This window comes from Lysobacter sp. 5GHs7-4, assembly GCF_021284765.1.
GTDB lineage: Bacteria > Pseudomonadota > Gammaproteobacteria > Xanthomonadales > Xanthomonadaceae > Lysobacter.
The window spans coordinates 3,146,932-3,170,703 of the sequence record NZ_CP089924.1; the positions used below are offsets into that span (position 1 = coordinate 3,146,932).

General features: G+C 68.5%; 13 protein-coding genes and 1 pseudogene. 5 read left to right on the forward strand and 9 right to left on the reverse strand.

Annotated elements, in window-relative coordinates; translation table 11 throughout:
- Positions 1-42: 42 nt before the first annotated feature.
- Complete coding sequence (locus tag LVB77_RS14195; RefSeq protein WP_232906741.1) at positions 43-8,388, reverse strand: non-ribosomal peptide synthetase/type I polyketide synthase; 8,346 nt, start codon at positions 8,386-8,388, stop codon at positions 43-45.
- Positions 8,389-8,598: 210 nt separating this feature from the next.
- Here LVB77_RS14195 and LVB77_RS14200 point away from each other — a divergent pair, with 210 nt between their 5' ends.
- Positions 8,599-9,057, forward strand: a complete 459-nt coding sequence (locus LVB77_RS14200; protein ID WP_232906742.1) for a J domain-containing protein — start codon at positions 8,599-8,601, stop codon at positions 9,055-9,057.
- Positions 9,058-9,207: 150 nt separating this feature from the next.
- Positions 9,208-9,948, forward strand: a complete 741-nt coding sequence (locus LVB77_RS14205; protein WP_232906743.1) for a hypothetical protein — start codon at positions 9,208-9,210, stop codon at positions 9,946-9,948.
- A 34-nt stretch (positions 9,949-9,982) separates the two neighbouring features.
- Here the strand turns inward: LVB77_RS14205 and LVB77_RS14210 are convergent, their stop codons facing one another.
- The gene (locus LVB77_RS14210; protein WP_232906744.1) at positions 9,983-11,377 is read right to left on the reverse strand and encodes a TIGR03013 family XrtA/PEP-CTERM system glycosyltransferase; all 1,395 of its coding nucleotides are present in this window, start codon (positions 11,375-11,377) and stop codon (positions 9,983-9,985) included.
- A 378-nt stretch (positions 11,378-11,755) separates the two neighbouring features.
- A complete protein-coding gene (locus LVB77_RS14215; RefSeq protein ID WP_232906745.1) occupies positions 11,756-12,469 on the reverse strand; it encodes a hypothetical protein in 714 nt (237 codons plus the stop codon).
- 443 nt (positions 12,470-12,912) lie between these two features.
- On the opposite strand from LVB77_RS14215, the gene mutS reads away from it, so the two are divergent.
- Complete coding sequence (mutS, locus tag LVB77_RS14220; protein WP_232906746.1) at positions 12,913-15,513, forward strand: DNA mismatch repair protein MutS; 2,601 nt, start codon at positions 12,913-12,915, stop codon at positions 15,511-15,513.
- A gap of 59 nt (positions 15,514-15,572) precedes the next feature.
- Here the strand turns inward: mutS and LVB77_RS14225 are convergent, their stop codons facing one another.
- Positions 15,573-15,782, reverse strand: a complete 210-nt coding sequence (locus tag LVB77_RS14225) for a hypothetical protein (RefSeq protein WP_232906747.1) — start codon at positions 15,780-15,782, stop codon at positions 15,573-15,575.
- A 352-nt stretch (positions 15,783-16,134) separates the two neighbouring features.
- Between LVB77_RS14225 and katG the strand changes: the two genes are divergently transcribed.
- Complete coding sequence (katG, locus tag LVB77_RS14230) at positions 16,135-18,309, forward strand: catalase/peroxidase HPI (protein WP_232906748.1); 2,175 nt, start codon at positions 16,135-16,137, stop codon at positions 18,307-18,309.
- Positions 18,310-18,423: 114 nt separating this feature from the next.
- On the opposite strand, the gene LVB77_RS14235 is transcribed toward katG, so the two are convergent.
- Complete coding sequence (locus tag LVB77_RS14235; RefSeq protein ID WP_232906749.1) at positions 18,424-19,296, reverse strand: aminoglycoside phosphotransferase family protein; 873 nt, start codon at positions 19,294-19,296, stop codon at positions 18,424-18,426.
- 446 nt (positions 19,297-19,742) lie between these two features.
- Between LVB77_RS14235 and LVB77_RS14240 the strand changes: the two genes are divergently transcribed.
- On the forward strand, positions 19,743-20,375 hold the full coding sequence (locus LVB77_RS14240) for a DUF937 domain-containing protein (RefSeq protein ID WP_232906750.1): 633 nt from the start codon (positions 19,743-19,745) through the stop codon (positions 20,373-20,375).
- Between the two features lie 543 nt (positions 20,376-20,918).
- Here LVB77_RS14240 and LVB77_RS14245 read toward each other — a convergent pair.
- The 4 genes and pseudogenes from LVB77_RS14245 to rimM all read right to left on the reverse strand — a co-directional run bounded on the left by LVB77_RS14245 (position 20,919) and on the right by rimM (position 23,762).
- Positions 20,919-21,296, reverse strand: a complete 378-nt coding sequence (locus tag LVB77_RS14245) for an RNA-binding S4 domain-containing protein (protein WP_232906751.1) — start codon at positions 21,294-21,296, stop codon at positions 20,919-20,921.
- A gap of 532 nt (positions 21,297-21,828) precedes the next feature.
- On the reverse strand, positions 21,829-22,221 hold the full coding sequence (gene rplS, locus LVB77_RS14250; RefSeq protein WP_232906752.1) for a 50S ribosomal protein L19: 393 nt from the start codon (positions 22,219-22,221) through the stop codon (positions 21,829-21,831).
- Positions 22,222-22,432: 211 nt separating this feature from the next.
- Positions 22,433-23,164, reverse strand: a pseudogene (trmD, locus tag LVB77_RS14255) (tRNA (guanosine(37)-N1)-methyltransferase TrmD); the annotation flags it as partial.
- Positions 23,165-23,246: 82 nt separating this feature from the next.
- Complete coding sequence (gene rimM, locus LVB77_RS14260; protein ID WP_232906753.1) at positions 23,247-23,762, reverse strand: ribosome maturation factor RimM; 516 nt, start codon at positions 23,760-23,762, stop codon at positions 23,247-23,249.
- Positions 23,763-23,772: the final 10 nt, after the last annotated feature.

The following is a 23,772-nucleotide window of genomic DNA, read 5'->3' on the forward strand; positions in this document are numbered from 1 at the left end:
GCCTCCGCGCATTGTCGGGATCGCAGTTGAAGGCAGCCAGGTTCATGGGCGGGATCCCTGATGCAGTCCGAACAGGCGTCGCAAACCGTTGCTGATGCGCCCGCCCACGCCGCCTGCGGGTATGGCGCCGTCCGTGGGAACGGGCAGGTCCGCGGCGACCTGGGCCAGGGTCTCCACGCCCAGGCGGATCAACTTGATCCGCCTGCCGGTATCGAGCTCGACGCGATTGGCCATCTGTACCGCAAGCATCGAGTGGCCGCCCAGTTCGAAGAAGTTGTCGTCGGGGCCTGCAGGCAGGCCCAGGAACTCGGACCAGATCTGCGACAGGTAACGGACACGTGGGTCGGCTGCCGCCCCAGTCGCGCTCGGAGAAGGCGCAACCGCCTCCTCTTTAGCGACTGGCGGCAGCAGCGCGTTCCGGTCGATCTTGCCGTTGGGCAAGAGCGGAATCTCTTCGAGCACGACGAAATGCTGCGGCAGCATGTAGGCCGGCAGCAGTCCGCGCAGATGCGCGCGCAAGGCCGCTTCGTCGATGCTCGCGCCCGGCGCGGCGACCAGATAGGCCACCAGGCGCTGGTCGTTCGCGCGATCCTCGCGCACGATCACGAGCGCACGGGCGACCTCCTCGCGCGTGGCGAGGTTGGTCTCGATCTCACCCAGTTCGATGCGATAGCCACGCACCTTGACCTGGTGATCGAGACGGCCCATGTGCTCGAGATTGCCGTCCGCGCGCCAGCGGCCGCGATCCCCGGTGCGGTAGAGCAAAGCCGCGACATCGCGCCCCGGCGTGCTGGCGGCTGTCGCCGTGTAGCCGTCGGCCACAAAGCGCTCGGCCGTCAACTCAGGCCGCTCCAGATAGCCCTTGGTGACGCCTTCGCCGCCTATGCAGATCTCACCCGGCACGCCGAGCGGGCAAAGCTCGCCGTGCGCATCCAGTATCCACACGCTGGTGTTGCCTATCGGTCGGCCGATATGGATGTCGGGCGCCTGTCCATCGTCAGCCGGGACTATGCGCGCGCAGGTCGACCACACCGTGGTCTCGGTGGGCCCATAGACGTTCCACAGCGATCCGCAACGCGACAACAGCGATGTGGCCAGATCGACGGCCATCGGTTCGCCGCCGCACAGGGCCTTGAACTCGCGCCCTCCGTGCCAGCCCGCATCGATCAGCAGGCGCCAGCTCGAGGGCGTGCCCTGCATCACCGTCGCGCCGCTGCTTTCCAGCAGCCTGCGCAACGCGGCTCCGTCGCCGGCGGTTTCGCGATCCGCAAGCACGATCTGCGCGCCGACCGCCAACGGCAGCAGCAATTCCAACACCGCGATGTCGAACGACAGCGTGGTCAGCGCCAGCAGCCGGTCCTGCGCGACCAGCCCCGGCTCGCGGCGCATGCTGTCGAGGAAGTTGGACACGGCCCGATGCGGCACGACGACGCCCTTGGGGCGGCCCGTGGACCCCGACGTGTAGATCACGTAGGCCGGATCCTCGGGCTGCGCGGCGTGTTCGTCGCGGCCAAGCCGCGTCGTCGCAGCTGTCGCAAGCTCGGGCGCGGGTTCGTCGAACAACAGCACCGGTCTGCCGCGCAGATCGAAGTTCGCGGCATGCTCGCGCGTGGTCAGCAGCAGGGCCAGTCCGGCATCGGCGGCCATGTAGGCCAGGCGTTCCGGCGGGAATTGCGGGTCCAGCGGCACGTAGCCCGCGCCTGCCTTGAGTATGCCCAGCAGCGCGGCCAGCATGTCGGGACCGCGATCGAGCGCCAGGCCCACCAAGGCGCCGCGGCGGACGCCGTGGCTGCGCAACGCATGGGCAACGCGGTTGGCGCGGGCCTCCAACTCGGCGTAGCTCACCGACGCCCGACCTGCGTGCAGCGCGACACCGCCCAGCGCACGGTCGCACTGGGCCTCGAAATACTCGTGCATCCTGCATTCGCGGTCGTAGGCGACCGCAACCGGCTGCAACGACGACAGCTCCTGCCGCGCAACCGCATCGACCAGCGGCAGGCTCGCGAAGCCCGCCGTCTCGCGCTCTACCGCGGCGCGCAGCAAGGCTTCATAGGCGCACAGCCAGCGCCGGATGGTGGCGGCATCGAACAGGTCGCGGTTGTACTGGCATTCCAGCCGCAGCTGGCCGTGAACCTGTACCGCGTTCACGAACAGCTCGAACGTCTCGAAGCTGCGTGGATTGCTATCGAACTCCATGGACACGCCGTGAAACGCGGTGCATTCCTGATCCATGGCCTGGTCGAGGTTGAACAGCACGCTCACCAGCGGTATCCGCGCGGGATCGCGCCGTATCCGCAACTTCTTCAGCAGCGTGCCGAAGGTGTAGCGCTGGTGCTCCAGCGCATCGAGCAGCATCGCCTGCGCGCCGTCGATCGCGTCTGCGAACGAGTTCGCCGAATCCAGCTCGAAGCGCAGCGGCAGCAGATTGACGCAGTGGCCCACCAGGTGGTCGGCGCCGCAGATCGCCTGCCCCGCCGCGGGAATCCCGACCACCACGTCCGACTGCGACGACAGACGCGACAGCAACGCCGAAAACCCCGCCAGCAGCGTGGCGAACATACCGACGCCGCGAGCCGCGCCCAGCCGGCGCAGGCCATCCAGTAAGCCGGCGTCGAGCACGTGATCCAGGCGCGCCGAGGCGAAGCTCCGGATCGGCGGCCGCGGCCGATCGGTAGGAAGCTCCAATACGGGCGTGCCGGCGGCGAAACGCGAGAGCCAGTACGCCTCGTCGGCCGCATGGGCCGCGTCGTTCTGATGCCCGGCTTCCGCCACTGCGTAGGCGACGAACGAGGATGCGTCAGGCAGTGTCGAGGCCGCGTTTTCGAAGCGCTTTCCGTACAGCGCGCCGAGCTCGCGCACGATGGCCCACCACGACCACCCGTCGCAGACGATGTGGTGCGCCGTCAGCAACAACAGATGGTCGTCTTCCGCCAGGCGCAGAAGCTCGGCGCGAAACAGCGGCGCCTGGGCGAGATCGAAGGGCGTTTCCACGGTGATCCGGATGCTCTCGTCGACGGCGTCCCGCCTGTCGGCGGGAACCAACGACGAAAGATCCTTGATCGACAGCGGAACGGCGCACCGTTGCAGGACACGGAAGCTCTCGCCATCCGGGCCGATGCTGGCGCGTAGCGACTCGTGCCGATCCACCAGCTCCTGCAGTGCGTCGCGCATGAACTCCAGGTTCAACCCGCCCTGGAACCGCAGCGACACTGACAGATTGAAGGCCAGCGACGCATCCCGCCCGAGCTGATCGGCGAGCCAAATCTCGCGCTGCGGCTCCGTGGTCGGCGCGACGCGCACGAGGGCGCCGTCTATGGACAGGTCGTAGCCGGCATGCACGAGCTCGGTGGCGTCGTTGCCGGACGCCGCGCATGCCGCTGCGTCCTTCGACGGATCGAGCCCGACAAGCGGTTGCTGCAGCGGCGGCTTCTGTTGTTCCGGCAGACGGCGCGCCGGGTCTTCCGCGCTCTCCGGCCCGTATGCCACGGCCGTCGACACCGGCACGCCCGCGGGCTCCGGCGGCAGTTGCGCATCCAGCATGGTCGCGAGGCTTCGCAGGCTGCTGCACTCGCTCATCAGTTGCCGGAACGTCAGCTTGACCGAGAATGTCTTCTGCAGGCGCAGCGCCACCTGGGTCAGCATCAGACTGTCCAAGCCCAGCGCCATGAAATTGGCTTCGTCGTCGACTTCGGACAGGTCCAAGCCGACCACGTCCTCGAAGATGTCCGAAAGCCGCGCGACCAGCCTCGTCCGCCGATCCGGCGCCGCCACGGCGGCCGACACGGCCGCATCCTCGGGAGCGGGTGCGGGCGCCGACGCAACCGCAGGCGCAACACCCGCGTCGGGGAGTTGGACGACGCCCGGGCTGGCCGCAGCCTCGACCCAGTAGCGCTGACGTTCGAACGGATAGGTAGGCAGCAATACGCGCCGACGCGAGTGGCGACGGTCGAACGCGGCGATGTCGAGCGGCGTGCCGCGGCACCACAGCTGACCCGCGGCGGACAGGATGCTGGCAGCTTCGAGCGCAGGGTCGTCGGCAAGCGACGGCACCGCCGTGGCCTGCTGTTTCAGCATCGCAGGCTGCTGACGCGACAGCGTGCTCAGGGTGGCGCGCGGGCCCGCTTCGAGCAGCACCCGCGCCGGTGTTTCCAGCACCTTGGCTAGCGCTTTCGCGTAGCGCACGGGTTCGCGCAGGTGCGAGGCCCAGTAGTCGGGAGATCTCGCCGACTGTGCCTCCAGCCAATCCCCGGTCGCGGTCGAAACGATGGGAATCAGGGGCGAGGACAGTTTCAGCGCGGCCACCTCGGCACGGAACGGCGCCACCACCGGCTCCATCATCTGCGAATGGAAGGCGTGCGAGGTACGCAGCGCGCGGCATGCAACGCCCTGGGCCTCGAGTTCGGCCTGGAAGCGCGCAACCGCCTCCAAGCTGCCCGATACGACGGCGCTGCCCGGCGCGTTCTCGGCGGCCAGCGACAGGTCCGCTGGCATTGCGGCCAGCAGTTCGTCCAACGCCAGCCGTACCGACAGCATGCCGCCGGCCGGCTGCGCCTGCATCAGCGCGCCGCGCCGCGCAACCAGCTTCAGCGCGTCGGGCAAGGTGAACACGCCGGCCAGCGTCGCGGCGACGAATTCGCCGATGCTGTGTCCGATCATCGCCTTCGGCGCGATGCCGTGACTCATCCACAGTTGCGCGATCGCGTACTCGATCGCGAACGTCGCCGGCTGCATGATCGCGGTGGGAAGCAGCGCTTCCGGGTCGTCCGAGAAAACGCGTTCGCGCAGGTCGAAGCCGAGTTCGGCGAGCAGCGCATCGGCGCAATCGTCGAACGCTGCCTGGAAGGCCGGCTCGGTGCCGTACAGGCCACGCCCCATGCCCGGGTAGGTCGCGCCCTGTCCGGGAAACAGGAACACCACCTCGCCCTGCCGTACCGGCTGGCCGCGTGCCGCAGCCGCTGCGATTTCCGGACTGCGCAGCTGCGCGACCGCACCGGCGACGTCGTCGGCGACGACGGCGATGCGATGTGCGAACGCCTTGCGGCCCACGGCCAGCGTCCACGCCACATCGGCCAGGTTGATGGTCGCATCCGAATCCAGATGGTCGGCCAGGCGCGTCGCCGCGCGCGCGAGCGCCGCCGGCGTGCGCGCGGACAGCGCCAGCAATTGCGGCCCATGCGCCGGGTCCGAGACCGGCCGCGTCGGCGCCTCCTCCAGCACGACGTGCGCATTGGTGCCTCCCACGCCGAACGAACTCACGCCCGCTCGACGCGGGACGTCCGTGGCGGGCCAGTCCGTCAGCGCGTCGTTGACTACGAACGGCGACCCGGAAAAATCGATGGCCGGGTTCGGCGATTTGAAATGCGCGGTTGCCGGAATGCGCTGTTCGGCCAATGCCAGCGCGGTCTTGATCACGCCGGCCGCGCCCGCGGCTATGACCAGGTGACCGACGTTGCTCTTCACCGAGCCGATCCTGCAGAAGCCGCATTCCTGCGTGCCCCTGCGGAATGCGCGCGTCAGGCCCTCGATCTCGATCGGATCGCCTACCGGCGTGGCGGTACCGTGGGTCTCGACGTAGCCGATGCTGCGCGGATCCACGTGCGCGCGATCGTGGGCCATGGAAATGACCGCCGCCTGGCCTTCGCTGCTGGGGGCGGTGAAACTGGCTTTGCCGGCGCCGTCGTTGTTGACCGCGCTGCCGCGAATCACCGCGAATATCGGGTTGCCGTCCGCCAAGGCATCGGACAGGCGCTTGAGCAGCACGATCGCCGCGCCATCGCTGAACACGGTGCCCTGCGCGCTCGCATCGAACGGCCGGGTGTGGCCGTCGGGCGACAACATCGATCCTTCCTGATAGAAGTAGCCGCTGCGCGGCGGGCAAGTGACGGCGACGCCGCCGGCCAGGGCCATGTCGCAATGGCCGAGCGTCAGGCTGTCGACGGCTTGGCAGATCGCCACCAGCGATGTCGAACACGCCGTATGCACGCTGACCGCCGGGCCGGTCAGATTGAGCTTATGCGCCACCCGGGTGGCGACGAAGTCCTTCTCGTTGTTCAACATCACCTGGAACGCGCCGACCTTGTCGACCAGGTCCGGGTGCGCGGACACATGCCGCTGGAAATAGCTGGCATTGAACATGCCGCCGAACACGCCTACCGGGGCCGAGCTGGCGTCGGGCACGTGGCCGCCGCGCTCCAGGCACTCCCAAGCGAGTTCCAGGAAGATCCTGTGTTGCGGGTCCATCAGCTCGGCTTCCTTCGGACCGATGCCGAAGAACGCCGCGTCGAACCGCTCGACGCCGTCGATCACGCCGCGCGCGGGCACATACGCCGGATCGTCGCGATCGCGCGCAGCGACGGCGGGATCCAGATCCTCCGGGCCGAACACCGTGATCGAATCGCGTCCGTCGCAGAGGTTGCGCCAGAACGCCTCGACATCCGTAGCGCCCGGAAAGCGCCCCGACATGGCGACGATGGCGATGGGCTCGGCGACGGTCCCGCCGCCTTGCTTCCGATGCGCCGACGCATAACGTGCCGGATCGATCCCCGCAGCGCCGCGGCCTTCGAGCGAGTCGGCCAGCGTCGCCGGCGTCGGATAGCGGAACAGTTGCGCGGTCGGAATGGCGCTGGCGTGCGCTCCGGCTTGCTGGAGCCGTTGCAGCAGCCTTGCCGCCAGCAATGAATCGCCGCCGAGTTCGAAGAAGTTGTCGTTCCGCCCGACGTCGTCGACCGCGAGGATGTCGCCGAACGCGGCGCACAGCGCGGCCTCGAGCGCACCGACCGCCGGCTCGAACGCATGGGCGAGTTCGGGCCGCTGCCGGGTCGGGGCCGGCAGCGCGCGACGGTCGAGCTTGCCGTTTTCGGTCAACGGCAGCGCCTGCAGTTCGACGAACGCGCTAGGGACCATGTAGTCCGGCAGGACCGTCGCGAGATGGTCGCGCAAGGACGCGTGGGAAGCGTGCGCGTCGGCTGGAACGATGTAGGCGACCAGCCGCGCCTCGCCGCTGGCGCGGTCGTCGAGAGCGATCACGGCGCAGGCCCGGACGGACGGGTGCCTCGCCAGCACGCTCTCGATTTCGCCGGTCTCGATGCGAAAGCCGCGGATCTTGACCTGGTGATCGCTGCGGCCGAGGTATTCCAGATCGCCATCGACCAGCGAACGGGCAAGGTCGCCGGTCTTGTAGAGACGCACGCTCTGCCCTTGGGGCGAGCGCCAGTGGAAGAACCGTTCGGCGGTCAGATCGGGGCGATTGAGATAGCCGCGGCTCACCCCGGCGCCCGCAACGTGGATCTCGCCGACTTCCCCGACCGCGACCGGCACGAGTTCGGGATCGAGCACATACAGGCGCAGGTCGGGGATGGGGTCGCCGATCACGCTGCCCGCGTTGCGCTCCACGTCCGCGAGCGCGATCGGCCGGTAGGTGACATGGACCGTGGTTTCGGTAATGCCGTACATGTTGATCAGCCGCGGCGATCGGTCGCCGTGACGCTCGAACCACGGGCGCAGCATCTGCAGTTCCAGGGCTTCGCCGCCGAACACCACGTAGCGCAGCGCCAGCTCCGAGGGGCCGCTGGCGGACGCGAGGTCGGCGTGGATGAGCCCGCGAAACGCCGACGGCGTCTGATTGAGCACGGTCACCCGCTCGCGCAGCAGCAGCGCGTGGAACGCTTCCGGCGAGCGACTGGCCAGAAACGGCACGACCACGACGCGACCGCCGTAGATCAGGGCGCCCCATATCTCCCACACCGAGAAATCGAAGGCATGCGAATGGAAGAAGGTCCACACATCGTCGCGGCCGAAGCCGAACCAGGGCTGGGTCGCGACGAACAGTCGCGCGACGTTGGCATGGGTGACTTGGCAACCCTTGGGCGTTCCCGTCGAGCCGGAGGTGTAGATGACATAGGCCAGATTTTCGAGCTGCGCCAGCGGCTCGGGATCGTGCGTCGGCTCCGCGGCGAACTCGGCCCAGTCGCTGTCCAGGATCAAGGTCGCTATGCCGGTCGCGGGCAAGGCGTCGCGCTGCCGCGTCGATGTCAGCAAGACGGCGGGACGCGCGTCCTCGAACATGAACTGCACGCGATCGCGCGGATAGGAGGCATCGACGGGCAGGTAGGCGCCGCCCGACTTCAGGATGCCGAGCAACCCAACCACCATATCCAAGGAGCGTTCCAAACCGATCGCCACCAAGGTCTCCGGCCCCACCCCAAGCGAACGCAGGCGATGGGCGAGCTGGTTGGCACGACGGTTCAGCTCGCGATAGCTCAGGCTGGCGCCGTCGCAGCTGACGGCGATCGCATCCGGCTGCGCGGCCGCCTGCTGTTCGACCAGTTGCGGTATGCAGGCGAGCGGGCGGTACTGCGAAGAATCATCGGATAGTTCGTTCTTACCCATGTTTCCCCTGCCCTCGCCCGCAGCACCTGGCGACCCTCCCGTGATGACATCCCAGTCGTGTCTCCCCTTTCGGCATCCGGCAGGGTCAGGATCGCGCGTCGATGTCATGACAAACGCCGTCGGGGTGGCCATGCGGCCATGCGCGAATTGCAGGCAAATCGCTTCCCACGCGCGCTCTGCGCGCTACGATGGGGCCATGGGAGGTCTCCGATGAAAGCCGACCTGACGCTGCTCTACTCCGAACTGGGGCTGAGGCCCAACTGCAGCCTGGAGGAACTTCAGCTTGCCTATCGCCGGCGGATTTCCGAGCTGCACCCCCGGCGCCCCGGAGCGAAGCTGCCATCGCAGGAATCGGCTTACCTGTGCGATCTGATCGGCCTTTACACCACGGCCACCCGCTTCCATCGCCGCTACGGGCGCCTGCCCGGGGAAGCCCCGCGCCGGATCGGCGGTGGCGGTCCATCGCAGGCCGGCGCGCCTCGGACCTATGCCGCCTACAGCCCACGCCCTTACGAGTCTCGCCCTTTCGACTCACGCCCTGTCGAGTCCCGCCCTTCCTCCGACCCTAGCCCGCCCGCGCCGTCGCGGGCCGCATTGGTACTGGCGGTCGCGGTCCTGATCCTCTTGTTCGGCCTGCTGGCGCTCGCCTCCGGGGAATGGCTGAGGTAGCAGGCCCGCGATCGCGCATCCGCGCCTGTCGGCATCCGCATTTACGAAGGCGCCACACCTGGTCGCGATGTCCGCAGACGCGGCCCAGGCCCGTTGTTCATGAGGCAGGCGCGAGGCGGAAACCAAACCACACAGGCGACTGGTGAAACGATGGACGCCAGGAAGATCCCGCTCAACCCATGGGCCATCACCGGGCCCCTGTCCCTCGCGACGGTCTTGCTGGTGGCCGCCAACATCAGCTTGCAGGCCTATCGGCTGATCGCGCACCAGGAGCATGTCGTCGGCCTGGCGATGATCAGTCTGGACGGAGAAAACAACCTGCCGGCGTTGTTTTCGACCCTGCTGCTGTTCTGCGCCTCGCTGACCCTGTCGCTGATCGCCGTGCTGGAAAGGCAGCACGAGGGTGTCGACGTGTCGAAGTGGGCGATTCTCGCCGCCGGCTTCATGCTGATGACCCTGGACGAAGACTTGTCGTTCCACGAATTGCTGATCGCGCCGCTGCGCACGCTGCTCGGCGGCCAGCACCTGGGGATCTTCTTTTTCGCCTGGGTGATTCCGGGCTTCGCGCTGGTCGCCGCCCTAGGCGCGTTCTTCCTGCGTTTCCTGTTCCGCCTGCCGCGCCGGACGGCGATCGCCTTCGTGATTTCCGCCGCGATCTACCTGGGCGGCGCCTTGGGCGTCGAACTCGTCGAGGGATGGTGGCGCGAGGCGCACGGACACAGGAACCTCACCTATCACCTGCTGGTCAGCCTGGAAGAAGGCATGGAGATGACAGGCGTCATCGTTTTCATCCATGCGCTGCTGAACTACATCGCGAAACGCTACGGCGAAGTGCGATTCTCCTTCGCCGGCATGCACAACGACGCGGACGCATCCGAGCCTGCGAACTGATCTCGGGAACGGGCGCCAGCGCACGCCGGCGGCATCAGCGCGAACCGCGGCGGAACAGAACCACCTCGACCGTCTGCAGCAGGATCAGCAGGTCGAATACCAGCCCGTGGTTCTTCACGTAGAACAGATCGAACGTGAGCTTCTCCTCGGCATCCTGCACGGACGCGCCGTAGGGATAGCGCAGTTGCGCCCAGCCGGTCAGGCCGGGTTTCACGCAATGGCGGACGTTGTAGTAGCGCACTTCCTGGTTGAGCATGTCGACGAACTTCGGCCGCTCAGGCCGCGGGCCGACGAAGCTCATCTCCCCCAGCAGGATATTGAACAATTGCGGAAGCTCGTCGAGGCGCGACAGGCGGATGATCTTGCCGACCCGGGTGGTGCGATCGTCGTTCTGGGTAGCCCACCTCGCCACACCGTCGGATTCCGCATCCACGCGCATGCTGCGGAACTTGATCAGCTCGAACGTGCGTCCGTTCTCACCGATCCGCGTTTGCCGATACAGGACCGGACCGCGCGACTCCAGCGTGATGCATGCCGCGACCAGCAGCATGAAGGGCCAGGCGACCAGCAACAGCGCGCAAGCCGCGGCCAGGTCGAAGAAGCGCTTGTTGAGGCGGCGCGGCATCGAGTGGTCGAAGCCGCCCGAAAACGCGAGCCACGACGGGTCCGCCACGTTCAGTTTCACCATGCCGGCCTCGCGTTCGAAGAACGTCGACAGATCGGTCACGGTGACTCCGCGCTGCGCGCACGTCAGCATCTCCTCCATCGGCAGCGCGCCGCGTCGCTCGTCGGGCGCAACGACGATCTCGTAGACGTGCAGCCACTCCGCGATTTCGGACAACGCGAAATCCGTACTCAGCAGCAGGTTCTCGCGCACCAGTACCGGCTGCCCCGGCACCGGCACGAAGCCCACGACCACGAAGGATCTCCGGTCGGATCCCCGCCGCAAGCGGGTATTGATGAGATCGGCGTTCTTGCCCGCGCCGAACACCAGTACCCGGCGCCTGAACAAATCGGTCTTGAACACCCGCTCGACGATCATACGCAGCGCGGCCACCACGACGAAGCCGATCACCAATGCCATCGCCAACACGCCGCGGCCGATATAGGCGGCGGGGGCCACGTAGTACAGCACCAGCAACACGATGCCGCCGGATGCGAAGGACAGCAGCAACCTGACGAAGAACTCCATCCGGTTGTGGCGCACGTGCACCTGATACAAGCCGAACGCCACCATCGACACGGTGATGAAGACGGCGAACACGAACGCGCGCACGGGCGCCCATTGGAAGAAGCTGAACAAACTTTGCGATGTGTCCTGGAAGCGCAGCCATGCCGCCACCATGACCGACAGGATCAGCAGCCAGGTCTCGCCCAGCCAAAGCAGCAGCAACGCGCGATTCTTGCGACTGGCCAGTGCGATGCTCACGACGCCACCCGCCTTGCGTGCGACGCACGCGACGACGGATGTGGTCTGCTTGGTTTCCGCGCTGAACTAGGATCGAAGCGAAGGTACGCTGCCGGGTGGCCCTTCATGACGCTCTACCTGCCGATACGTAGCCCTCACTCCTGGCTACCCCGTTCCCGGGCAAAGGACGCTCGCTATCCAAACGGGCTGGCTCAACCTGAGCAACGACAGAATCGTGGCGTTCCGGCCGTCGGATGCGCGGGGACCGTCGATCCTGCCCATCGTCATCGAAACCATCCGGCCGCAACCCCGGCTCAGGCGGGCGACGTGTCGGCGCTATCCGCCGCGCCTGCGCGGGCGGCGCGCCGATGCACCGGTGCGCGCCGCGGCCATGGCGCATCAACGGGCCGACGCTTGCCGATCCCAGGCATGGCTTGCGGCATCGAGGCCGGGGCGGTATTCCAGCTTCAGCCAGGCGCCGCCGGAACGATCGTAGAGGGCCACGACGGTCAACGGCATGCCGGGGCCATAAGGATCGAGGTAGGCGGTGGCCTGTGCGTCGATCCGCAGGCGCTGGCCATCGCCTTCGACCGTGGAGACCCGTTCGAGATGGAGCCGGGCCGACGGCTTGCGGTACTCCTGGGCCAGATCCGCGGTCACCAGGGCTTCGAGCTGCCGTACCAGCAGCGGGTCGTTGGGAAGATCGCGCTCTCCGGCCGCGACGCGATCGATGCTGACATCCGGAGCGCTCAATCTGCGCAGGCGGCCGTCGTATCGCAAGCCGAACCGAAAGCCGATCCAGCCCTGCAGCCCTATGATCTGCGCGTCGCCGGTGCCGCTGATGGCGCGTTCATCGCCGTCGATGGCCCGGATATCGACGGCCCCCAATCGCAGCTCCACGGCACGACCGCCGAGCCGCATCGATATCGCGTCGATCAAGGGGCCGGCGATCGAATCGCGGACGGCGTCGATATTCGGCGGCGTAGCGGATCCGCCCCTCGCGCGCGGCGATGCGTCCGGCGAAGTCGCAGCCCGCGATGCCGGCTGCGCAGCCGGACTGCCGCCCGTCCAGCAGCAGGCCAGCAGCACGGCGGCATGGAATATCTGGCGCATGACGTCAAGAACAACGCGATCCAGGGACGCCTTCGGACCGCGGGGCACGGTAAGGAGCGGCAGCCCCAACGTCGGTGGCTTGCAAGCGGCGGTGCTCGCGCCCCTGCGAAACGAGCAAACCAACCCGCGTGCGGGCGCTGGCAAGAGTCGAACAGTACGCATGCGTATGTTTTGACAGGGACCGCAACCGGCCGCTGCCGATCGCGACTTTCATGCCCTGGCACGACCTCCGCCCGAGCCCGAGTGCTGCGTACCGGTGGTCGCCGAACACCGCATAGCGCTACCGGGGCGTATTCGGGGCAAAATTGACGGCCTTGCCGGTACCGCCGATGACGGGATACGCGCGAACCCGCGCTGTCCCAGGCCGCCGTGGCCGCGAGCGCCATCGTCCTGGCGCCCGCCCGCACTCCACCGAACCCGAGATTCGTAAAGCCTTGAATCAAATGCATAACAATCCAAAGACCGGTTCAGGGAAGGGCCACGAAGAACACACCCCGCTGATGCGGCAGTTCTTCGCCGCCAAGTCCGAGCACCCGGACGTGCTGCTGTTCTTCCGCATGGGCGACTTCTACGAGCTGTTCTACGACGACGCCCGCAAGGCGGCGCGGCTGCTCGACATCACCCTGACCCAGCGCGGCAATTCGGCCGGCCAGCCGATTCCGATGGCGGGCGTGCCGCACCATTCGGCCGAGGGCTACCTGGCGCGCCTGGTCGCGCTGGGCGAGTCGGTGGCGATCTGCGAGCAGATCGGCGACCCGGCCCTGGCCAAGGGCATCGTCGAGCGCAAGGTGGTGCGCATCGTCACCCCGGGCACGGTCACCGACGAGGCCCTGCTGCACGAGCGCCGCGACACCCTGTTGCTGACCATCGCGCGCGGCAAGCACGGTTACGGCGTGGCCTGGGCCGATCTGGCCGGCGGCCGCTTCCTGGTCAACGAAGTCGCCAGCGAGGATGCGCTGGAGGCCGAACTGGCGCGCCTGGAACCGGCCGAGACCCTGATCGCCGACGAGGAAGGCTGGGCCCCGTTCGTGGCCGAGCGCAGCGGCCTGCGCCGGCGCGCGCCCTGGCTGTTCGACGTCGACAGCGGCCGCCGCCAGCTGCTGCGCTTCTTCGGTCTGCACGACCTGACCGGTTTCGGCCTGGAGGACCGCCCGCTGGCGATCGCCGCCGCCGCCGCGCTGCTGGGCTACGTCGAGGAAACCCAGAAGCAGCGCCTGCCGCACCTGACCTCGATCGCGGTGGAATCCGGCGACGGCGCGATCGCGATGAACGCGGCCACCCGCCGCCACCTCGAACTCGACAGCCGCATCGACGGCGACAGCCGCACCACCCTGCTGGGCGTGCTCGACAGCACGGTCACGCCGATGGGCGGCCGCCTGCTGCGGCGCTGGCTGCACCGCCCGCTGCGCGACCGCCCCACCCTGCGCCTGCGCCATCAGGCGGTGGCGACCCTGATCGACTCGCGCGCCGGCGACGGCGTGCGCGAACGCTTCCGCGCGCTAGGCGATCTCGAACGCATCCTCTCGCGCATCGCCCTGCGCAGCGCGCGCCCGCGCGACCTGTCGACGCTGCGCGACGGCCTGTGCCTGCTGCCCGACGTGCGCGGCCTGCTCGCGCCGTTGGACGCGCCGCTGCTGAACGAGTTGGCGGCCGAACTGGGCGAACACGCCGAACATGCGCACTTGCTGACCCAGGCGATCGTGCCGCAGCCGCCGGTGCTGGCGCGCGACGGCGGCGTGTTCGCGACCGGCTTCGACGCCGAGCTGGACGAACTGCGCACGCTCTCGACCAACGCCGACCAGTTCCTGGTCGACCTGGAAGCGCGCGAGCGCGTCGCCAGCGGCATTCCCACCCTCAAGGTCGGCTACAACCGCGTCCACGGCTACTACCTGGAAGTCAGCAAGGCCCAGGCCGAGAAGGCGCCGACGCACTACACGCGCCGTCAGACCCTGAGCAACGCCGAGCGCTACATCACCGAGGAGCTCAAGCAGTTCGAGGACAAGGTGCTGTCGGCGCGCGAGCGCTCGCTCAGCCGCGAGCGCCTGCTGTACGAACAACTGCTGGACGCGCTCAACGAACGCCTGGCGCCGCTCAAGCGTTGCGCGGCCGCGCTGGCCGAACTCGACGTGCTGTGCGGCTTCGCCGAACGCGCGCAATCGCTGGACTGGTCGCCGCCGGAACTGCGCGACGAACCCGGCCTGCGCATCGAACGCGGCCGCCATCCGGTGGTCGAGGCGGTGCGCAGCGAGCCGTTCGAGCCCAACGACCTGATCCTGGACGAGGCCAACGGCCGCCGCATGCTGGTCATCACCGGCCCCAACATGGGCGGCAAGTCGACCTACATGCGCCAGAACGCGCTGATCGTGCTGCTGGCGCACATCGGCAGCTTCGTGCCCGCCGCGCGCGCGACGCTGGGCCCGATCGACCGCATCCTGACCCGCATCGGCGCCGGCGACGACCTCGCGCGCGGCCAGTCGACCTTCATGGTCGAGATGAGCGAAACCAGCTACATCCTCCACCACGCCAGCGACCAGTCGCTGGTGCTGATGGACGAGATCGGCCGCGGCACCTCGACCTACGACGGCCTGGCGCTGGCGGAGGCTTGCGCGCGCCATCTGGCCCAGCACAATCGCGCCTACACCCTGTTCGCGACGCACTACTTCGAGCTCACCGCCCTGGCCGAACCCGGCAGCGGCATCGCCAACGTGCATCTGGACGCGGTCGAGCACGGCGAGCAACTGGTGTTCATGCACGCGGTCAAGGACGGTCCGGCCGACCGCAGCTTCGGCCTGCAGGTGGCGGCGCTGGCCGGCCTGCCCAAGTCGGTGGTCAAGCAGGCGCGCGGGCGCCTGATCGAACTGGAGCAGCAAGGCCGCGACAACCCCACGCCGTCGTTCGCCCAGGCCGCGCTGGATCAGCCGCAGCAGTTCGGCCTGTTCGCGCCGTCCTCCGCCGCGCTGGATGCGCTGGCCGCGGTGGACCCCGACGAGCTCACGCCCAAGCAGGCGCTGGAAGCGCTGTACCGGATCAAGGCGCTGGCCTAGATCCGGAACGCGACAGGCGGCCGGATCGCCGCCTGTCGCGATGCCCTCGCGTCTCGATCCTACTGAGCGTCGCAGGCGGCGATGCAGGCGCGATAGATCGGCCCGCAGTGCGAACTGTTGCCCGGATTCTGCGCGCGGCAATCGTTCAACTGCTCCTGACACGACGCCACGCAGAACGGGTCGTCGCCGAACGCGAACACGGTACCGCCGAAGCCCAGCCCGAAGGCGAGCAAGGCCACTGCCAGATAACGGATGCGGAAACGCTTCATCGTGTGATCCTCCATGACGGCTGCGATGCGTATCGGCCCGGCCCGCGCTGCGCCCGAATCCCTGGCCCACGCACGCACCGACCTTAGCCCAGCCGCGGCGCCGATTCGCGGCGGTGGACGCGAACGCAACCCGTAGGAGGTTGCGAACCGCATTCATAGCCCACCCCTATCGATGCTGTCGAAACGATCTATTTCCCATGAATGATCGGCCGGATTAAGGTCGTGGCTCCTGCGCCGCGCCGGGCACCGCGCCCGCGATCGCCGGACTGGATTCCTCCTGTCCATCGGCATCCCGCTTCCACCTACCCAATCGTTGCGTCCGCATCGTCAACAGCGAAGAGGCAAACCACCCATGTCCAACGAAGCGAAGTGCCCGTTCAACCACACCGCTGGCGGCGGTACCTCGAACCGCGATTGGTGGCCGCATCAGGTCAACCTCAAGGTTCTGCACCAGCAAACCCCGCAGTCCGATCCGATGGACCCGGACTTCGATTACGCCGCGGCGTTCAAAACGCTCGACCTGCAGGCGCTCAAGCGCGACCTGACCGCGCTGATGACCGATTCGCAGGAATGGTGGCCGGCCGATTTCGGCCACTACGGCCCCTTGTTCATCCGCATGGCCTGGCATAGCGCGGGCACCTACCGCACCATCGACGGCCGCGGCGGCGGCGGCGCCGGCCAACAGCGCTTCGCGCCGCTCAACAGCTGGCCGGACAACGGCAACCTCGACAAGGCGCGCCGCCTGCTGTGGCCGATCAAGCAAAAGTACGGCAACAAGATTTCCTGGGCCGACCTGATGATCCTCACCGGCAACGTCGCGCTGGAATCGATGGGCTTCAAGACCTTCGGTTTCGCCGGCGGCCGCGCCGACGTGTGGGAGCCCGAAGAGGTGTACTGGGGCGCCGAGACCACCTGGCTGGGCGACCAGCGCTACAGCGGCGACCGCAACCTGGAGAACCCGCTGGGCGCCGTGCAGATGGGCCTGATCTACGTCAATCCGCAAGGTCCGAACGGCAATCCCGATCCGGTGGCGGCGGCGCGCGACATCCGCGACACCTTCGCGCGCATGGCGATGGACGACGAGGAAACCGTGGCCCTGATCGCCGGCGGCCACACCTTCGGCAAGACCCACGGCGCCGGTCCGGAATCGCACGTCGGCCGCGAGCCCGAGGGCGGCGACATCGAGCAGCAGGGCCTGGGCTGGGCCAGCAGCTACAACAGCGGCATCGCCGGCGACGCGATCACCAGCGGACTGGACGTGACCTGGACCCGCAACCCGACCCAGTGGAGCAACGAGTTCTTCGAGCACTTGTTCGGCTACGAATGGGAGCCCAGCAAGAGCCCGGCCGGTGCGCACCAGTGGATCGCGAAGGACGGCGCGGGCGCGGGCACCATCCCCGACGCGTTCGGCACCGGCCGGCGCGCGCCGACCATGCTGACCACCGACCTGTCGCTGCGTTTCGATCCGGCCTACGAGAAAATCTCGCGTCGCTTCTTCGAAAACCCCGACCAGTTCGCCGACGCTTTCGCACGCGCCTGGTTCAAGCTCACCCATCGCGACATGGGCCCGCGCTCGCGCTACCTCGGTGCGGAAGTGCCGGCCGAAGAACTGATCTGGCAAGACCCGGTGCCGGCCGTCGATCACGCCCTGATCGACGCGCAGGACGTCGCCGCGCTCAAGGCCAAGGTGTTGGCCAGCGGCTTGTCGGTGTCGCAGCTGGTGTCCACCGCCTGGGCCTCGGCGTCCAGCTTCCGCGGTTCGGACAAGCGCGGCGGCGCCAACGGCGCGCGCATCCGGCTGGCGCCGCAGAAGGATTGGGAGGTCAACCAGCCCGCCCAGCTGGCGCAGGTGCTGCAGACGCTGGAAGGCATACAGCGCGACTTCAACGCTGCGCAGTCGGGCGGCAAGAAAGTGTCGCTGGCCGATCTGATCGTGCTGGCCGGCGACGCCGGCGTCGAGCAGGCCGCCAAGCAGGCCGGGCGCGAGCTCAAGCTGCCCTTCGCCGCCGGGCGCACCGACGCCTCGCAGGAGCAGACCGACGCGCATTCCTTCGCTGTGCTCGAGCCCATCGCCGACGGTTTCCGCAATTACCTCAAGGGCAAGGTCGGCGTGTCCAGCGAAGCGCTGCTGGTGGACAAGGCGCAACTGCTGACTCTGACCGCGCCGGAGCTGACCGTGCTGGTCGGCGGCCTGCGCGTGCTCGGCGCCAACGCCGGCGGCAGCCAGCACGGCGTGCTCACCCAGCGCGTCGGCACGCTCAGCAACGACTTCTTCGTCAACCTGCTCGACATGGGCACGCAGTGGAAGGCGGTGTCCGACGCCAAGGACGTGTTCGAAGGCCGCGACCGCAAAACCAATGCGCCCAAGTGGACCGCGACGCGCGCCGACCTGATCTTCGGTTCGCACTCGCAGCTGCGCGCGCTGGCCGAGGTCTATGCCAGCTCGGACGCGAAGGACAAGTTCGTCGACGACTTCGCGGCGGCCTGGACCAAGGTGATGAACCTGGACCGGTTCGACCTCGCGTAACGCCCGCAGCGGCCGTCGGGCGCGATGCCTGGCGGCCGCATCGTTCCGATTCCTGTGCAGCACCTCTGGCCCGGCAACCGCCGGGCCCTTTTTTTGCGCGCGCCGCGCGCGCGATCAGTCGTCGCGTTCGTCCGCGCCCAGCGCCAGGGCCGCGGCCAGCACCGACAAGGGCAACTGCGCCTCCTCGGCTTCGTCGTCCTCCAGATGCCAGGCCGCCGACAGGCCTTGCTGGGCGGCGATCCAGCGCAGCAGCCGCGACGGCGCCAAACCGCTGGCGTCGGCGACCACCTGCAGGCGGTGCTCGAGGCGGCGCGGCAGTTCGCGGCCCAACTGCAGCGGGTCGCCGAACATCGTCGCGTGGTCGTAGCCGCGATCGCCGATCACCCGCTTGGGATCGATCGCCAGCCAGCCGCGCCGGGGGCCGAAGTCCAGCACGTTCTCGTGGTGCAGGTCGCCGTGCAGTGGTACCGGATCGGCGCCGGCCTGCAGCAGCGGCTCGGCGATCCGCCACGCGCGTGCGTACAGGCCGCCGTGCGCCTGCGCGGCCGACGCCAGCGACTCGAAGTAACTGGCCAGCGGCTGCAAGCCGTCCGGCGGCGGCGCCGTGCGCGTGTGCAGCTGGCGCGCGACCTCGCACAGGATGCGGCAGGCCTGATCGTCGCGGCCGTCGGAGGCCATCGCCAGCAGCGAGTCGCGGCCGGTCGCGCGTTCGATCAGCAGCACGTGGCCGTCGTAGGCCAGCACGCGCGCGGCGCCATCGCCGTTCCACCAGCGCATCAGCGCGCCGCCCCACTGCTCCTCGGCGTCGTAAGCCAGCTTGAGCATGGCCGGCGCACCGGCCAGCAGCACCGGTTGCAGGGCGCTGGACGGGGTGTCGAACGCGGCACCGTCGGCGTGCAGATTCCAGCGCTGACGCCAGGGGCGCAGGGCGCTCTCGGGATCGGGCCTGGACAGGTCGGCGCGCGGGGCGGTGGGCGATTCGGTCATGGCGTGGCGGCTCGTCTTGAGTCGTGGGCGGGCACGGAGTGCCTGCGAGTGTGCGTTGGCTGCACAGGCTGAGTGCCTATCGTGACCGCAGTCGTACGTCGAGGGGGATACCGGATCGGTCGGTTGCGCGGCGCGAGCGGTCGCTCCTTCCCTGCCTTCGTTTCGGCGACGCAGCAAGCCGCCGTTCGGTTCGCCGCGAACCCGTCGAAGCCGCGAGCGACATGGGCCAGATCGAACCGGGGGGTCGGCCTGCGTCGGCACGACCAGGTATCGATCTCGCACCCGGCCGGCCGCACATGATCGATCCACCGGCACCGTTCTTGTGCCATTCCGCGAGGCGCCCGCGAGCGCGCGGCCACACCCGCCGACGGACGCGTCGGCGGCGTCACCACGGGCGCCTCAAACGGCGCTAGGATCGGCTTCCACTGCCATAAGGACGCGCCCCCATGAGCTCTTTGACCGACGACCTCCTCCGCCAACTCCAGGGCCAGCCGCTGGAGCAGATGAGCAGTCAGCTCGGGCTGTCGCAGTCGCAGACCGCGGGCGCGGTGTCGGCGGCGCTGCCGCTGCTGATGGGTGCGCTGGGCCGCAACGCCAGCCAGCCGCAGGGCGCCGAGGCGCTGTTCGGCGCCTTGCAGCGCGACCACGCCGGCGGCAACGGCCTGGACATCGGCAGCGTGCTGGGCGCGGTGCTGGGCGGCGGCGGTGCCAGCCGCCAGACCGACGGCGCCGGCATCCTCGGCCACATTTTCGGCGGCCGCCAGGAAACCGCGGCCCAGGGCCTGGGCCAGGCCACCGGCCTCGGTGGCGGCCAGGCCAACACCTTGCTCAAGATCCTGGCGCCGATCGTGCTGTCGTATCTGGCGCAGCGCATGTTCTCCGGCGGCGGCCAGGCCGCGGCGGCCTCGCCGCAGGCGCTGGGCGACGTGCTCGGCCAGGAGCGCCAGCGCATCCAGCAGGACAGCGGCGCCGGCGGCCTGCTGGGGGCGGTGCTGGACCAGGACGGCGACGGCCAGCTTGGCCTGGGCGATCTGCTTAAGATCGGCGGCGGCCTGCTGGGCGGCGGCGGCAACCGCTGACGAGTATCGGCCGACTTGCACGCCACTGCGGCCGCGTTTCGACGCGGCCGCAGTCGTTTTGGGGCGCGTGCTGCGGATTGGGAGCGCGGCCGCCCGGCCGCCAAGCTGGACTCGTAGCATTTGTGGCGGCCGAGCGGCGTCCTGTATCGATCGCGACTCACGTCGCTCCCACAGCAGCAGCGCGGCGTTCGCGGCGAAGAAACGGATCGGCCTGGATCGGGCCGCGGCTTACGTCGCTCCTACAAGAGGCTGCGTGGCATTCGCGATAGCTGGGGTTCGGCCTGGATCGGTCGCGGCTTACGCCGCTCCTACAGGGGCGGTGCGGCATTTGCGGTAGGTGCGGTGCGCTGTGCGGCCGCAGCGCCTATTGGCTTTCTGTGGGAGCGGCGTGAGCCGCGATTGCGGGGCTGCGGCCGCACGCGCCAGCGCCGTTACAGCCCGTGCGGTAAGTGCGGTTCGCGCTGCGGCCGCGGCGTCTACTGGCTTTCTGTGGGAGCGGCGTGAGCCGCGATTGCGGGGCTGCGGCCGCTCGCGCCAGCGCCGTTACAGCGCGTCGATGTCGCCCAGGGCGCGGATCAGACGCCGCGCGCGCTTGTCGGGCTTGGTCTCCGGCGCCTGGTAGCCGTTGCGTTCGGCCGCGCGCAAGGCGCGCGCGGCTTCGCGCGCGGCGCGCGATGCTTCGGTCTCGGCGTACAGGGTTTGGGCGACGCTGGCCGGCCCGCGCGTGTCGCTGAGCGCGAGTACGTGGACCTCGAACTGTTCCTCGCCGCGCGAGATGCGTAAGCCATCGCCCGCACGCAGCGCGCGCGAAGCCTTGGCGCGCTGACCGCCGACCTCGACCTTGCCGGTTTCGATGGCGGTGCGCGCGAGGCTGCGGGTCTTGTAGAAGCGCGCCGCCCACAGCCACAGATCCAGACGCATGCTGGCCGCGGTCGCGGTCGCGGGAGAGGAGGAAGCGTCGGCGTTCGGTTTCATGAGCTTGGCGAGTGAGGCGATGGGCGGATCGGCAACGGGTGTAGCGGCACGCGATTGACGGTAGAGGATGCGGCGTCCGTTATCAGGACTTTGGGGCCGGGCGTGTGCGATCGCAATGGACCGCGACCGGGATAGCGGCGTTGCGTTGAGCGCTGCATTCAGAGGCTTGGACGAGATGCCATGCCATGACGGCGCGATCGCCGCCGCTCGGATCTCTTCGAAGCCGGCGTGAGGCACGCAGAGCTCGCATTGGGTTCCCCTCTTTGGAAAAGAGGGATTAGCGGAGATTTGCTGTTGGCTTTTCTGGGCGGGGGCAAGAGTAAAAGCAAATCCCCCTAGCCCCCCTTTTTCAAAGGGGGGAACTAAAAAAGGGGGAACAGTTGCGCGGCACGCGTGGGCGGCGCGCGTCCGCTGCAACGAAAACGGCCGCCTCGCGGCGGCCGTTTTCTGCGCTGCGCGCAATGCGCGCGAGGCGGAATTACTCGGCGGCGTTCTTGGCGCGCGCGTAGGCGGCCAGGTCTTCCTTGATGCGCGCCTTCTTGCCTTCCAGGCCACGCAGGTAGTACAGCTTGCCGGAGCGGACCTTACCGCGGCGCTTGACGTCGACCGAGTCGATGATCGCGCTGTGGGTCTGGAACACGCGCTCGACGCCGAAGCCGTGCGAGATCTTGCGCACGGTGAACGAGGAGTTCAGGCCGGCGTTCTTCTTCGCGATGACCACGCCTTCGTAGGCCTGGACGCGTTCGCGGTTGCCTTCCTTGACCTTCACGTTGACGACGATGGTGTCGCCGGGGCCGAAGTCGGGCAGCTGGCGCTGGACCTGTTCGGCTTCGAAATTCTGCAGCAGGGTATTGAGCGAGGGCTTGTTCATGGCACGGCCTGTTGGATTAGTTGTTGCGCGAGTGCACGAGGACCCGCGTCATGGCATGGATGGAGCAATGAAGCCGCGCATTATAACGGCCTTTTTCGTTGCGTGACTAGGGCTTAGCCGATTCGGCCGGACCGACCGGGTCGGTCCCGGCGCCCTCGCCCGCCGCTGGTGTCGTTGTGGCGGCCGCCCCGGCGGCGGCCTCGGCAGCGCGCTCGGCACGATATTCGGCCAACAAGCCGCGATCCACCTTGGATAATCCGGCTTCGTCGAGCAAATCGGGGCGCCGCTCGGCGGTGCGGCCCAGCGCCTGCTGGCGCCGCCAGCGCGCGATTCGGGCGTGGTTGCCGGACATCAGCACCTCCGGCACGGCGCCCAGCTCGTGTTCGACCGGACGGGTGTAGTGCGGGCAGTCCAGCAGGCCGTCGTCCTCGAAGCTGTCCTGGACCGCCGATTCGGCGTCGTTGAGCACGCCCTCGCGCAGGCGCGCGACCGCGTCCACCACCACCGCCGCGGCCAGCTCGCCACCGGACAGCACGTAGTCGCCGATCGACAGTTCCTCGTCGACCTCGGCCCGGATCAGACGCTCGTCCACGCCCTCGTAGCGGCCGCACAGCAGGATCAGGCGCTCGGCCTGGGCCAGCTCACGGACTTTGGCCTGGGTCAGGCGCGCGCCCTGCGGGCTGAGGTAGATCACCCGCGCCGGCGCCGGGTCGGCCGCGCGCGCGGCGCGCAAACTGGCGCGCAAGGGGTCGATCAGCATCACCATGCCGGGACCGCCGCCGAAGGGACGGTCGTCGACGCGGCGGTAGTTGCCCTCGGCGTAGTCGCGCGGATTCCAGCCCTGCATCGACAGCAGGCCACGCTCGACGGCGCGTCCGACCACGCCGAAGGCGGCGCACTGGGCGACGAATTCGGGGAACAGGCTGACGACGTCGATGCGCATGGGCCAGGAGTGAGCGTGGAGGAGTGAGAAGTAAGCAAACGCAAGCGGCGCGTACGCCACTCACGGCTCCAGGCTCACTGTCTCAGAAATCAGGATCCCAATCGACGGTGACGAGCCCTTGCTCGAAGTCCACCGAAGTCACGTACTGCGGCACCACGAACGGGATCATGCGCTCGCGCTCGTCGTCGCGCGCCACCAGCACGTCGTTGGCGCCGGTGGCGAACAGATGCGAGACCGTGCCCAGCGCCACACCGTCGACGGTGACCACGCGCAGGCCTTCCAGGTCGACCCAGTAGTACTCGCCTTCGCTGGGCGGCGGCAGGGCCGAACGCGGGACGTAGATTTCGGTGCCGCGCAGGGCTTCGACCGCGTCGCGGTCGGCGACGTCGGGGAAGCTGGCGATCAGGTACTTGCCGCTTTCGCGGCCACGCACGCCCGACAGTTCGCGCTCGCGGCCTTGCGGGTCGCGCACGATCCAGGGCTGGTAGCGGAAGATGGCGCTGCGCGGCTCGGTCCAGGACTCGAGCTTGAGCTCGCCACGAATGCCGAAAGCGCCCAGCACCCTGCCCAGCAGGATGCGACGCGTGGAATCGGTCATTGCGATGCGG

Excerpts from the sequence above, each read along its gene's own strand:
- LVB77_RS14195 (WP_232906741.1), bottom strand. The coding sequence starts at position 8,388 with ATGGGTAAGAACGAACTATCCGATGATTCTTCGCAGTACCGCCCGCTC.
- LVB77_RS14200 (WP_232906742.1), top strand. The coding sequence starts at position 8,599 with ATGAAAGCCGACCTGACGCTGCTCTACTCCGAACTGGGGCTGAGGCCC.
- LVB77_RS14205 (WP_232906743.1), top strand. The coding sequence starts at position 9,208 with ATGGACGCCAGGAAGATCCCGCTCAACCCATGGGCCATCACCGGGCCC.
- LVB77_RS14215 (WP_232906745.1), bottom strand. The coding sequence starts at position 12,469 with ATGCGCCAGATATTCCATGCCGCCGTGCTGCTGGCCTGCTGCTGGACG.
- mutS (WP_232906746.1), top strand. The coding sequence starts at position 12,913 with ATGCATAACAATCCAAAGACCGGTTCAGGGAAGGGCCACGAAGAACAC.
- LVB77_RS14225 (WP_232906747.1), bottom strand. The coding sequence starts at position 15,782 with ATGAAGCGTTTCCGCATCCGTTATCTGGCAGTGGCCTTGCTCGCCTTC.
- katG (WP_232906748.1), top strand. The coding sequence starts at position 16,135 with ATGTCCAACGAAGCGAAGTGCCCGTTCAACCACACCGCTGGCGGCGGT.
- LVB77_RS14235 (WP_232906749.1), bottom strand. The coding sequence starts at position 19,296 with ATGACCGAATCGCCCACCGCCCCGCGCGCCGACCTGTCCAGGCCCGAT.
- LVB77_RS14240 (WP_232906750.1), top strand. The coding sequence starts at position 19,743 with ATGAGCTCTTTGACCGACGACCTCCTCCGCCAACTCCAGGGCCAGCCG.
- LVB77_RS14245 (WP_232906751.1), bottom strand. The coding sequence starts at position 21,296 with ATGCGTCTGGATCTGTGGCTGTGGGCGGCGCGCTTCTACAAGACCCGC.
- rplS (WP_232906752.1), bottom strand. The coding sequence starts at position 22,221 with ATGAACAAGCCCTCGCTCAATACCCTGCTGCAGAATTTCGAAGCCGAA.
- rimM (WP_232906753.1), bottom strand. The coding sequence starts at position 23,762 with ATGACCGATTCCACGCGTCGCATCCTGCTGGGCAGGGTGCTGGGCGCT.